The organism is Streptomyces sp. NPDC005706 (assembly GCF_040631045.1).
Classification (GTDB): Bacteria; Actinomycetota; Actinomycetes; order Streptomycetales; family Streptomycetaceae; genus Streptomyces.
This window is the reverse complement of the sequence record NZ_JBEXYS010000017.1, coordinates 110,381-122,916: the sequence shown is the minus strand read 5'-3', so window position 1 is coordinate 122,916 and position 12,536 is coordinate 110,381. Positions and strand designations below refer to the sequence as shown.

The window sequence follows — 12,536 nt, the reverse complement described above, 5'->3', positions numbered from 1 at the left end:
GTCACCATGACCGCAGAGCCCGTACCCACGGAAGGTTCGGAGCCGGCCGCCCCGGAGACGCCCCCGCTGGCGCCCGACAGCGACGGCAACTACGACCTCAAGCGCAAGTTCCGCGAAGCCCTGGCGCGCAAGCGCGGTGCGCAGGCGGACGCCGCCGACGCCGCCGCCAACCCGAACGCGTCGAAGGTGCGCGCGGCGCACGGCCCGGCCGCGAGCCAGCGGTCGTTCAGGCGGAAGAGCGGCGGCTGAGCCGATCGGTCCCGGCAGCCGGCCGCTCCGCCGGCCGTCCGCGCTCCAACCGCTCGCGCGGCCCGTGCCGTGATCCGCGACGTGCGCAGGCTCCTGCGCGCGTCGCGGGCCAGGCGTAGCCGGAGCCGCGATCGTGCCGGTGCAGGGCGAGTCGAGGCCGATCGCCCAGGCCGGGACGATCGCCGGTGCGTGCCTGTCGGGCGGTTGATGTGGAGGAGGTGTGCGCGGCTCACGAGAGGTGATTTCCGTCTTCACGACGGGTGTTAGCCTGCCCCGCGGCACGATCGAACGCTTACGGGGGAGGCGCGGTGGGCTCGGACGGCTACCAGGTCAAGGCAGGCATGACCGGACAGGCCCGGCAACTCGACGACGCGGGCACGGACATGGACGGCGTCAGCTCGGCCGTCAAGGCCCGCACCAGCTACTCGTACGGCGATGTCGGCGGCGACGACGCCGCGTCGGCGCTGAACGCGTTCGTCAAGGCCTGGGAGGCGGAGAGCAAGACGCTGGCGTCGGCGTTGCACGAGCTCGGTGCCAAGGTGCAGTTGGCCAAGAAGACCTACCACGGCACCGACGGCCTGGTGAGGACACAAGCGGACCGCGTCCCCGTCGGCGGCACGAGCAGCGGCACCGGCACATCGGCGCAGGGCGGGCGCGCCTCGGCCCTGTCGAGCTACTGAGGAACGGGCCGGTGTCGTTCTTCTCCTCTCCTCTCGACTCCCCTTCCTTCCGCCTCGCGTGGCTCGCCGGGCTCTCCAAGAAAATACTCAACGCGGGAAGCAAGAACGAGCTCCTCGACCTGATCGACGACGCCCTCTCGGTGCCCGGACCGGGCGGTGACCAGGCCGTGCTGGAGGGCCTGGCCAGTCTCTACCGCGGCCAGGTCGACCAGGTCGGCAGCGTCTTCGACCAGGTCGACCGGGTGGGCCGCAAGGGTCTTCCGGAGGTGTGGGTCGGCGACACGAGCGTCCTCGCCTCCGACGTGGTGAACGCCGCCGGGCGGTCCGTGACCCAGATGGGCGAGGCGTTCCAGGGCGGCGCGACGGTGCTGCTGACGCTGGCCGACGCGATCGGCGCCGCGCAGCGCAAGGACGAACAGGGCCGCGGACAGCTGCTGGAGCAGAAGAAGACGCTCGGCGGCAAGGACGGTTTCTTCGACGACCTGCACGAGAACGACGAGGAGGAGTGGGACCGCAAGAACGCCGCCCACTTCGGCTCCTACGCGGTCGACCTGATGCACGACGCCGTCTCCGAGGCACAGGAGGCCACCCGCGTCGCGGCCCGGGACCTGAACAAGTGGGCCGCCGAGGCACGGGCCGGGAAGATGGAGACCAGCGAACTCACCGCCGTCGACAAGCTCATGCTCGCCGACACCGGCGTCGCCGGCGCCGACACCGAGCTGAACGAGATCCTCACGGCCGGCGACCTCGCGCGCGCGTCGACGCGTATGGACCTGCTCAGCCTCGACGACGAGACGGCCATGGAGCGGATGCTGGCCAAGTCGGACAGCCCGCAGGAGCGGGCCTACCTCATGAAGGCCCTGGCCGCCGGCCACAGCGTCACCGAGATCGGGGAGTTCCAGAACAAGATCCACGGCAAGGACCCCGACTGGCTGCGCCGGCATCTCACTCCGGTGGTCACCGCCGCGGACAGCATGAACGACGAGGGTCTGGGGTCGGACGGCTCGAACAACAACAAGGACTACGTCACGTTCGACGGCCAGCGGTGGGTCCAGGGCGGCGACGGCTCCGAGGGCACGTGCGTGGCCTCGTCCACGGTCACGTCCCGCGCCATGGTCGACCCCCTCTACGCGCTCGACCTCACCGGCGGCCCCGACGGGCAGCAGGACGACCCGGAAGCCTTCAAGCAGCGCCTGGTGGCCGAACAGCACCGGCTGCACACCGAAGGCGACGGCGGCAAGAACTGGGGCGGCATGGGGCCCGAAGGGCAGGAGCGGATCAACGACTCCGCCGTCGGCGGTGCCACCGGCAGTGACTACGAGCGCCAGGACCTGAACAGCGCCGACGACCGCAGGGCGGTCCTCACCGAAGTCGAGAAGTCGGTGGCACAGGGGCGGCCGGTGCCGGTCGACGTCTCGGGCAAGGAGGGCGCCCACGCCATGACCATCATCGCCCAGGAGGGTGACATGCTTCAGGTGTACAACCCCTGGGGCTCGACCACCTGGGTCAGCGAGGACGACTTCATCAACGGCCACATGGGCAAGGCTTCCAACAGTGATCTCCCCAACGCGTACAGCGTCTATCTTCCGCGGTAGCAGGGGCGGTGCCGCGCTGGCGGCGGCCGCGCTCCTCGCTCTCGCCACGGGCTGCGGCTCGGGCACCGACGAACCGGCCGGCGGCTCCACGAGCACCGCGAGCCGCCCCACGGGCACGACCAGCCGCCCGGTGAAGGACACCAGCATCACCGCCCAGCCGGGCGAGCGCTTCACACTCACGGTCGGCCAGAACGCCTCCACCCGCGAGTACTGGTACCTGGTCGGCCCCCAGCCCGACAGCTCGGTGCTGGTCGGCCGCGGCCGGCACTACGCGCCGGACTCCGGGGACGAGCCGGTGGACGGTGCCGGCGGCCGGCTCACCTTCACCTTCGAGGCCAAGGGCAAGGGAACCACCCGGTTCACGCTGCTGCACTGCACGTTCACCACCTGCCAGGGCAACAGCTCCACCCAGCCCCCCGAGACGACCGGGCCCTCCGCCACTCCGACCACAGGGGCGGCCACCCCCTCCGAGGCCCCCGAACGCATCACCTACACCGTCACCGTCGGCTGAGCCGCGGCGGACCGGTCAGATGAGACGAGACACCCGAGGCCCCGCCATGAACGACGACGCCCCGCACCCGCCGGACCGCACGGACGACGAGCTGGCCCGGCTCGACATCACCGTCCTGCTGCGTTACGGCCTCACCGCCGAGTCCGGTGCCCGGCGCACCGCCCTGTTCGGCGACGGCGCCGCGGCCGCGGCCGTCATCCTCGACCGCCTGGGCACCGAGCCGCGCTCGGTCGCCTTCCTCGCCGACACCGTGCGCGCCGGCGGCCTCGCCCGCGCCGCGGAACTCCCCGAGCCCCTGCCCCGCCGGGAGGCGGCCGCCCTCGTACGGGAATGGCTGCGGGCCGGCACCGAACTCGCGGGCGGGATCCCCGCCGACGACACAGCGGCCACCTGGCTGCACGCCGTCGCGACCATCATCGAACTGAAGCAGCTGACCCGGGCGCGGGGCCATTAGCGTGCGAGCCGGTCGTGGAAGGCACTGTCTGCCTTCCTGATCGACCGCGTCACGACACCGCGAGGCTAGACCCGGTTCCCCAGGATGCGGCGTCGGCCGCGGTCGGGCAGACCGGTCAGGAAGGCGCGGCATTCGGCGATGCCCCGTTCGCTGCCGATGCGGTCGAAGTAGGTCTCCGCTTCCACGGCCAGGCTCCGGGCCCGGGAATGGTTCCCGGCGGCCGCTTCCGTACGGGCGAGGATGTGGAAGGCCTTTCCCGCGTCCTCCCACCATCCGCACTCCAGCGCCTGGTCACGGCTCTCGGTCGCGTAGGCGTGGGCCAGACCGAGGTTGCCGGCGGACAGGGCTATGTTGGCGAGAACGCCCATGGACCGGACCTTCTCGATCACCTCGCCCTCGGCGTCGGCGCGCGACAGGGCTTCCTGGGCGAGGGTCTCCGCCTCCTGGGCTTGACTCGACAGGGCCTGGGTCTCCGCGAGGTCGTTCAGCAGCCGGCAGATACCGTGGACGTTGTCGCAGGTCCGCATGACCTCCAGCCCCCGGCGGAAGTGTCCCAGCGCTTCGTCGGTGTGGCCCGATTCGCGGGCCAGATAGCCGGACAGCCGTAAGAGGCTGCCCAGTTGGTACGAGGGACGGTCCGCCGCGACGAGGCGTTCCGCCTGGCGTCGGTAATAGGTGGCCCGGGCCGGCCGTCCCATGAAGAAGGCCATGTAGCCGAGGTAGGTGAGGAAGCGGGCCTGGGCCACCACGTCGCCGCATTCCTCCGCGGAAGTGGCACCCGTCTCCCAGGCCCACACCGCATCGGTCCAGAGGCCGCGCGCGTGCAGGTAGTAGCCGAGCCCGCCCACCAGGCTTCGCACGTCTTCGTGGGCGCCTTCCTGACTGCTCCGTGCGATCAGGTAACGGATGTTGGGCCACTCCAGGTCGATGGAGGCGTACTGCGTGGCCCGCACGTGCTGGGTCCGCTCGTCACCGATCAGCCGGCTCAGGTACCCCACCTGGTACCGCGTCGCGCGCTCGAGTATGGCGTCGTGATCACCCGCGTCGGACGGCCTCAGATGCCGGCGCACCAGCGGGTGCATGTCCCAGGTCCCGGCCTGACGTTGCAGCAGCGAGAGATGCACGAGGTCGTGGAGCGCCGCACGGACCGATTCCTGGTCCGCTATGCCCGCCGCTCCGGCGGCCAGTCCGAGGGTGACCGGGGTGGGCAGAGCGGCGATGGCGTGCATGACCTCCACCCGGCCGGGCCGGACCGACACGCGTTCCAGGATGCCGCTGAAGGAGTAGCGGGTCAGGTCGTCGTGGCCCGACGACAGGTCCTCGACGACCTCGTCGAGGGTCATGCCCAACCGGATGCGCGCCGCCGACCAGACGATGGCCAGCGGGAGACCGCCCGTCAGGCCGATCAGGCTGTCGACGGAGGCGCCCGCGTCGGTGCCCGTGCCGGTGCCGGAGTCGGTGGTCTGTGACACGAGTTGCCGCAGCAGGCTCCGGGACTCTCCCGCCGGGAGATTGCCGAGGCTCACGGAGACGGCCACGTCGAGGCGGTAGCGGGTGGTGACGATCGCCTTGGTCGGGGCGGGCAGCTCCCGCAGGAAGGACTCCACGCTCACGTCGTTGATCGTCTCCATGTTGTCCACGATCAGCAGCGTCCGCTGGCGCTTGAGCGCGTTGCGGACGACTTCCACGCGGTGATCCGCGGGAGCGCGCGTGATGTCCTCCCGGCCCAGGCAGATGGCGATCGTCTCGAAGATGTCGTCCAGCGTCCGGTGCCGCCACGGGCGTATCTGGGTTCCTCGCGCGGTGAGCAGATTCTCCTTCGCGGAAACCCAGATGACAGCGTCGAACCGCTCGCCCCGGTCGAGCTTGAGATGGTTCACCACGTAATATCGCGCGACTTCCAGAGCCAGGGCGGATTTTCCGCTTCCGCCGATCCCGTCCAGGGCCACCACGGCGTGCTGAGAATGAGGATAGGGGCGGAGGATGGAGATGATCCGGTCCATTTCCCGGTCGCGTCCGAAGAGTTCCGCGTAGTCCGGTGAGGGCAGATTCTCTATCTGCCGCTCGGACGCCTCCTCCCGTTCCGAACGGTCATCGCGGCGCCGACGCCTCTCCACGTACCATTCCACGACCGATCGTTGCCCGAAGAAGACCAGATAGAGGAAGCCGAGAACACCCACAATCACCGGCACGGCGACTTCCAACGACATGCTTCCCCCTGTTGTGGTCACCCGTGGACGGAATGAGCGTTCTTTCTGGCGATCAGGAATATGCCTATCCCGCGACGACTGCGGGGCCCCAGCACCCGTGTCTCCAGAAACGTCAGCTCTTCCACGATCCGGCCGGTCAGCCGGGAGAGCCATCGCAGGCGCAGCAACGCCCGGGCGGCCGGGGCCGCGAGACGGCTGCGCTCGACGCCGAAGGCCAGCCAGTAGAACAGGAACCAGCGGCTGCCGAGGGAGACCCGGTGGAAGCCGGCCCGCTCGGCCGCCTCGGCCAGGGCGTCCACGGTGTACTCGCGGACGTGCCCGGCCGAGAAACTCTTGCGCTGGATGCCGCGGAACAGCGGCCAGGTGGCCTCGACACTGTTGGGGACCGCCAGCACGAGCAGGCCTCCGGGGCGGGTCACCCGTGACAGTTCCGCGAGCACGGCGTCGGGATCGGGTACGTGCTCCAGGAGTTCCGCGCAGAGGGTGAGGTCGCTGGTGGCGTCCCTCAGGGGCAGCCGCGCGGCGTCCGCCTGCACCGAGGCCGGCCCGGGGAGCCCGCCGGACAGCGCGGACCCCCGTCTCAACGCCGCCTGAGTCAGGTCGATGCGCAGCACCGGGCAGCGGAACAGCCGTGTCATGGCCATCGCGTGGAAGGAACTCCCACAGCCGACGTCGACGGCGAGCGCCGGTGCGGGGGTGGCGACGGCACGGTGCAGATAGCGGACGAAGGAGAGGTTCTCCGAGTGGTACCAGTCCGGGAGCCTGGTTATCCGGCCCGCCGACTTCTCGCGCTCTCGACGCTCGTAGACATCCCGGTACTCGCGGCTGGCGCCGCCTCCCGCGAGCCTGCCCGCCGCGGCGCCCTCGGCCACCTTGAGCACGTCCCTGAGGTCGTCGACCAGGAAATCCGCGGCTGAGAGGTCCTGACGCAGGACGGACGGCTTGCCCACCGTGACCAGTCCGGCGGCCTTGCCCAGGTTGATGCCCTGCGTCATGTCCTCCACCAGAATCGTGCGCATCGGCTTCAGACGCAGGTCGCGCAGGATCCCCCAGAGAGCCTCCGGATCGGACTTGGGGACCTTGGCGCCCCGGGCGGCGACGACGATGTCGAAGTACTGCTCCCATCCGAAGTGGCGGATACAGGAACGGAGACAGGGCTCGAGCTGATTGCTGAGAATGGCGATTTTCAGACCGGCTTTTCTCGCGTCCCGTAAGACCTCGCCGGCTCCCTCGACAGGGTGGACGCTGAGAAGATTCTTCGCGAAGTGCGCGGCGAAGACATCGGGAGCCTGCCGCATGGAACGCGCCGAAACTCCCTGGTCCACATACAACTGCCGCCAGTCGTCGAGGATTCCTGACTTCCATTGTTCGGCCGTAAGCGGACGCCCTCCCAATGCGGCGATCGCACTCGCGTGGGCTTGGGCCACCGCCTCGATCTCATCGGCCAACACGCCGGACCAGTCAAAGACGATACCGTCGATCGGGTGGCCGTCCAGAGTTGACGTCATGTCAGGCATGCTAGGACATCGGGTCCGGCCGCAACAGCAGGTGCGTGCACAGCGGGTCCCGCGGTGTCAGTGAGGACGGAGTGATTTCCGGGAATTCCGGGGATGACCGAGAGGGGAATTCCTCCGGCCGGGCCAACGAGTTCGTGTGTGACAGGCGGCGAGACGTCGGGAACCTCGGTGTGGCTCCTGTTCACATCCGTCGTGTCGTGTCTCAGGCCCCACGGTGCGCTGTGCGCCGGACGCTGGTGGGATGTCCCGTCAGGGCACGGAACGCCTTCGTGGATCAGCGGGGCAGGCGGCCGGCCGCAGTTCTCGCCTCCGGCACCGACACCGGCTGTTGGTTTCTCGGCCCGCCGGTGTGCTGCCCTTGTGCGGCGGGCCGAGGGAGGGCATGCCGAGATCGGCGTGGGACGGGGCGGTGCGGCAGGCCGCTGCCCGCTGGCGTCGGCGTACGACGAGGATCCCCGTGACGGCCGCCACTGCCACTGCCGCGAGGGCGGGTATCCACAGCGCGCCGATCGCCGAGACGGCCCCGACACCGCCGATCACGGCCAGGATCGGGCCCGCGCAGCACACCGCGCACGCGGCGATCGCGGCCGCCCTGGCACCGAGAGCGCCCCAGGGCCTGGACGTGCGGGAGGACGGAGTTGTTCATACGTGTGCTCCAAACAGGTCGGCCAGCATCCCGGCGGCGCTTTCGGGAGCCCGCACGGTCAGCCGAGGGGCATCGGGGGTCAGACGGAGGGTGAAGTCGAAGAAGGCGCAGCAGCCTTGCTCGGCCGCGGCCAACGCCGCGAGTTGAGCGGCGAGTCCGCCGTCCGGCGGGGACGAAAGCCGCACGAGTCTTCCGCATGCGAGCACGAAGGCGGAGGGCACCTGCTTACTCGCCCGCCGCCTCGCCCGACCGCTCGGATAGGGGCTTCCGTGATAACAGGTGAGAGGTGAGGAACCCCCGTCGGCTGGCTCCGGCGGGGTTTCCTGCGTTCGAGGAAGTAGTGGTCGATGCGGTCTTTCTGCGCTATGGCTCGCCGTTCTCGACGGCGTGGAGGCAGGGCGGCAACCCGAAGAGCAGGGGGTCCGGACTGCCGTGTTCCCGGAACAACCCGCGGCAGCGCGCGGCGCACGATGTTGTGGTAGTTCTTCGAGTCCAAGGCATGCCGTTGTAGAGTGAACGACGCCCCTGACCTGCAGGAAGCAGGCAGGGACCCGTCTTCTAGAGGTGCTGAATGCTGCGCACCATGTTCAAGTCCAAGATCTAGCATCGAGAGATTCGCGCAGGTCAGAGCTCTGTAGGCTCATCCCCGGTCAGCAAAGGTCAGCGTGCGTCGCAGCAGTGTCTCCGCTGGTTGACCTCCCGCTCGCTGCGCGGACGCGGCGGATCGTCATGGACGCGACGACCGTGTACGGCGCCCTCGGAACCGATGGTGGGTTTCGTAACGCGGTGGCCTCGTGGGTCGTCCGTGCGATCCCGTGGGTCGTCACCGGCGCCATGCTCACACCATGACTGACATCCCCCACCACAACGCCGCGGAACCGCAGCGCGAACTCGAGCCGTCGGACGTTCCCGCAGGTGCCACCCGCAGGTCCGTCATAGCCGCCCTGGGCGGCGCTACCCTCGGCGTGGCCACGGGGCTCGCCGCCACGCAGGCGACCGCCGCAACCGAGCACCAGTCCGCGGCCCGGCCGGCTGCCGCCTGTGTCCTCACGCCCGAGCAGACCGAGGGGCCGTATTACCTGGACCTGGAGACGGTCCGCAAGGACATCACAGAAGGGAAGGCGGGTGTTCCGCTGGCCCTCCGCGTGACGGTGGTCGACGCAGCGACCTGCGCCCCGCTGCCTCAGACGGCGGTCGACATCTGGCACTGCGACGCCCTCGGGGTCTACTCGGGTTATGCCGCCGGAGGTTCCACCCCGGACACCACCTTCCTGCGCGGTGTGCTGCTGACCGACTCCGCCGGTGTCGCGGAGTTCACCACCGTCTACCCCGGCTGGTACGTCGGTCGGGCCATCCACATCCACGTCAAGACGCATGCGGGAGGCACCGTGTCCAACGGGACCTACCACGGCGGCCATGTGTCCCACACGGGCCAGCTCTACTTCCCGGAGGCGTACAACACGAGGATCGCCGCCCTGTCCCCGTACCGGAACAACACGGCCACCCGCACGCTCAACGCGCGGGACGGCATCTACCGCAACGGCGGGTCCTCGACCCTGCTGACCCTCACCCAGGCAGGCAGCGGCCTCGGCAAGGGAGTGACCGGAACCGTCGTACTCGGCATCGACCCCGCCGCCACACCCTGACGCGCCTGGATGCCTGTAGTGGCCGCACCTGCCACGGTGCGGCCATCGCACGCGCGACTGCGGCCGCTCTGCTCGTGCCGAAGCCGGCCGGGGCGTTCGTGGAGGGACATGGCTCAGGGCGATGGTTTCGTTCCGGGGCGGTGCGGCCAGGAATCGGGGATGAGCCGGAGTCGAACATGTGATGTGTGCGGTGAGGCGCTGATCGTGAAGCCGCACGGGGGGCGGCCGGCTCGATACTGCTCCAGCGCCTGCCGGCAGCGGGCGCTGCGGCGACGGGCGGCTTCGAACGTCACTGCTGCGGTCCCCACGGCCGGTGGCAGTGTCCTGCCGCCGGGGCTCGACTCCTTCGTCGGCCGGCAGCGCGAGCTCTCGTGCCTGCGCGCGCTCCTGAGGACTTCGCGCCTCCTTACGTTGACCGGTGCGGGCGGGGTGGGCAAGACCCGGCTGGCGCTGGAGTTCGCCAAGGGACTACCGAAGCGCTTCGCACGAGTCGACCTCGTGGAACTCGCCTCCCTCCAGGACGGCGCGCTGCTGACGCAGACCCTGGCCGCCGCGCTGGGGGTGGGCGAAGGAGCGGGCCGGCCCGGCGTCGACGTTCTGGTCCGGACGATCGGCGGCGCCCCCCGGGTGCTGATTCTGGACAACTGCGAGCATCTGGCCGAGCCGTGCGCCCGGCTGGCGGCAATCCTGCTGGGGCGCTGCCCCCGTCTGCGGATCCTGGCCACCAGCCGGGAGGCCCTGCGGGTGCCCGGAGAGAGCGTGTTCCGGGTCGGCGAGCTGTCCCTGCCGCCGGCCGACGCCGGAGACGATGTGACGGCCCTCATGCAGTCCGATGCCGTACGGCTCTTCGTCGACCGCGCCGCGAGCAGCTCCCCCGGGTTCACGCTCGATTGCGGCAACGGCCACCTGGTGGACGAGATCTGCCGGCGCCTGGACGGCCTGACGCTCGCCGTCGAACTCGCGGCCCGCCACGTCGGTGCGCTTTCGCTGAGCGACATCCTGGCGGGGCTGGACGACCAGTTCTCCCAACTGGACGTTCTGACCGGGGGAAGCCGAACCGGACCCCCACGCCACAGTGGGCTCGCCGCAGCGGTCGACTGGAGCCATCGACTGCTGGATCCGGCCGAGCAGGCGGTCTTCCGGCGTCTTTCGGTCCTCGTCGGCGGGTTTGATGTGGCTGCTGCGCAAATGGTCTGCGCCGGTGACGGCATAGGTCGGCGGCAGGTCTTCCGCATCCTGTGCGACCTGGAAGCGAAGTCGCTCGTCGTGCGTCTGCCGGGAGTGACGGCACCTACACGTTTCAGGCAGTTGAGTGCCATCCGCGTCTGCGCCCTGGACCGTCTGCGCGCATCCGGCGAGCTGCACGCCACCCTGCGCCGGGCGCTCGCGTGGCTGACCGAGCTGGCCGAGCGGGGCCGCGGGGACGTGTTCGCCGACCAGGCCGGCAGCCCGCTGGCGACGGAACGGGACAATCTCGCCTCGGTACTGGCCTGCAGCGCCGGCCACGGCGATGCCGTGCGGGTACGGCTGACACTGGAGCTGGCGCGTGTGCACTACCAGCAGGAACAGCCGTCGTCCGCCCGTGCGCTGCTCACTGGACTACTGCCGGGAGCCGGGGGCCGGGCACTGGGTGGGCAGGTGCCGGCGCTCGCCGCACGCGTGGCCTGCCAACAGGCTGATCCGGACGAGGCACTGCGCCTCGGCGAGCAGGCGGTGCAGAGCGAGCGGATGCGCCGTGACCCCGCCGGACTGGCCAACGCCCTGGACGCCCGGGCGGCGGCGCGGCTGTGCCGTGGTGAGTTCACCGAGGCCGTCGCGGATCTACGGGAGTGCCTTGAGGCCGTCGCTTCCCTTGGCAGGCCGCAGGACGCCGCCTGGTGCACCCATCACCTGGCGTGGGCGTTGCTCCAGGCCGGCGGGAAGCTGGAGGCCGACGAGCTGATGTCACGGTGCCTGCCCGTTCTGAGGGAGCAAGCGCCGTGGCCTCGGGCCGCGGCCGCGCTGCACACTGCGGGGGCCGTACGGCTGGCCCTGGGACAACTGCGCAGTGCGGAGACCTTGTTCGTCGAGGTGCTGCGGATCGTTCCGGGGGGCAGTTTCCACGCTCTGTACCCCGTGGAGGGCCTGGCCCTCGTGGCAGCGGAGAACGGTGACATGCAGCGTGCGCTGCGGCTGTACGAGGCGAGCGTGCGGGCGCGGCGCCGCTTGGACACCGAGCCCGAGGCTCCTTGGCGGCACATGATGGAACAAGCAGCGGCGCGTGCCCGGACACGGCTGTCGGCAGCGGCGCGGGAGACTGCTGTCGCCGGTGCCCGTGGGCTGCGTGGGGAGCGGCTGGTCGCGTACGCGCTCGGGGCAGGGAGCGGTGACCACCGAACGCGGCGTGATATCCGGGCCGCAGACGATCGGTTCCGGCTCACCGCAAGGGAGACCACGGTGGCTGAACTCGTCGCCGAAGGGTTGACCAACCGGCAGATCGCGGACCGGCTCGGCCTTTCGGTCCATACGGTCGCCACGCACCTTGACAAGATCCGCGACAAGCTGGGCCTGCGCTCCCGCACGCAGATCGCACTGTGGGCAGCCGCACGGACCGAGGCGGCAGGGTGACGGGGCCGGCCGACCCGGCTGCAAGCCACCAGGCTCGGTCCCCCCCGTCGGTGTGCAGTCCCGGCGTGCCGAGGTTGGACTGCCCGACCACGTTCGGCTGCACCCCTTCGCTCATGATCAGTCCGGCCGTGGCCCGCTGGGCGTAGCAGGTCGCCATCGACGGCGTCGCCAGACCGCCGGCGGCGGCACGGACACGAGGCATTGGAGCCATCACCAGCACCCGCAGTGCCAGCGGGCGGACGGCAGGCATGCCGGTTTACGTCGTTGCGCAGATAACCGTCCATGACCGTGAGCGCTGTCACGACAAGATCGTCATCATGTCCGAGGATCGGGCTGCTTTTGACGCATCGAGTGCCAGGAGATTTCCAAGGACCGCGTTGCCGCCACTGAGGGAGTCGTGCTGGTCGCCTCGGGCGTCGGA

At 70.1% G+C, this 12,536-nt stretch carries 9 protein-coding genes and 1 pseudogene; 7 read left to right on the top strand and 3 right to left on the bottom strand.

The features are described 5' to 3' along the window. Nucleotides 1-6 precede the first annotated feature (6 nt). The 5 genes from ABZ478_RS25425 to ABZ478_RS25405 all read left to right on the top strand — a co-directional run bounded on the left by ABZ478_RS25425 (nt 7) and on the right by ABZ478_RS25405 (nt 3,489). Nucleotides 7-249, top strand: a complete 243-nt coding sequence (locus ABZ478_RS25425; protein ID WP_359552956.1) for a DUF5302 domain-containing protein — start codon at nt 7-9, stop codon at nt 247-249. A gap of 308 nt (nt 250-557) precedes the next feature. Further along, nucleotides 558-929, top strand: a complete 372-nt coding sequence (locus ABZ478_RS25420) for a hypothetical protein (protein ID WP_359552955.1) — start codon at nt 558-560, stop codon at nt 927-929. Nucleotides 930-940: 11 nt separating this feature from the next. After that, a complete protein-coding gene (locus ABZ478_RS25415) occupies nt 941-2,524 on the top strand; it encodes a peptidoglycan-binding protein (protein WP_359552954.1) in 1,584 nt (527 codons plus the stop codon). Next, a complete protein-coding gene (locus tag ABZ478_RS25410) occupies nt 2,484-3,035 on the top strand; it encodes a protease inhibitor I42 family protein (protein ID WP_359552953.1) in 552 nt (183 codons plus the stop codon). Before ABZ478_RS25415 ends, ABZ478_RS25410 begins: the two co-directional genes overlap by 41 nt. A 46-nt stretch (nt 3,036-3,081) precedes the next feature. Next, entirely contained in the window at nt 3,082-3,489 is a 408-nt protein-coding gene (locus ABZ478_RS25405) for a hypothetical protein (protein ID WP_359552952.1), read from the top strand. A 65-nt stretch (nt 3,490-3,554) separates the two neighbouring features. Here the strand turns inward: ABZ478_RS25405 and ABZ478_RS25400 are convergent, their stop codons facing one another. Further along, nucleotides 3,555-5,699, bottom strand: coding sequence for an NB-ARC domain-containing protein (locus ABZ478_RS25400; RefSeq protein WP_359552951.1), 2,145 nt, complete (start codon nt 5,697-5,699; stop codon nt 3,555-3,557). A 17-nt stretch (nt 5,700-5,716) separates the two neighbouring features. Beyond that, nucleotides 5,717-7,207, bottom strand: coding sequence for an HAD-IA family hydrolase (locus ABZ478_RS25395; protein WP_359552950.1), 1,491 nt, complete (start codon nt 7,205-7,207; stop codon nt 5,717-5,719). Nucleotides 7,208-8,707: 1,500 nt separating this feature from the next. On the opposite strand from ABZ478_RS25395, the gene ABZ478_RS25390 reads away from it, so the two are divergent. After that, nucleotides 8,708-9,508, top strand: coding sequence for an intradiol ring-cleavage dioxygenase (locus ABZ478_RS25390; protein ID WP_359552949.1), 801 nt, complete (start codon nt 8,708-8,710; stop codon nt 9,506-9,508). 18 nt (nt 9,509-9,526) lie between these two features. Next, nucleotides 9,527-12,115: a LuxR C-terminal-related transcriptional regulator gene (locus ABZ478_RS25385; RefSeq protein ID WP_359552948.1), complete on the top strand. Its 2,589-nt coding sequence runs from the start codon at nt 9,527-9,529 to the stop codon at nt 12,113-12,115. Between the two features lie 46 nt (nt 12,116-12,161). On the opposite strand, the pseudogene ABZ478_RS25380 reads toward ABZ478_RS25385, so the two are convergent. Continuing rightward, nucleotides 12,162-12,365 (bottom strand): annotated as a pseudogene (locus tag ABZ478_RS25380) (hypothetical protein); the annotation flags it as partial. Nucleotides 12,366-12,536: the final 171 nt, after the last annotated feature.

Coding starts and splice junctions, on each gene's coding strand:
- ABZ478_RS25425 (WP_359552956.1), top strand. CDS start 7: ATGACCGCAGAGCCCGTACCCACGGAAGGTTCGGAGCCGGCCGCCCCG.
- ABZ478_RS25405 (WP_359552952.1), top strand. CDS start 3,082: ATGAACGACGACGCCCCGCACCCGCCGGACCGCACGGACGACGAGCTG.
- ABZ478_RS25400 (WP_359552951.1), bottom strand. CDS start 5,699: ATGTCGTTGGAAGTCGCCGTGCCGGTGATTGTGGGTGTTCTCGGCTTC.
- ABZ478_RS25395 (WP_359552950.1), bottom strand. CDS start 7,207: ATGACGTCAACTCTGGACGGCCACCCGATCGACGGTATCGTCTTTGAC.
- ABZ478_RS25390 (WP_359552949.1), top strand. CDS start 8,708: ATGACTGACATCCCCCACCACAACGCCGCGGAACCGCAGCGCGAACTC.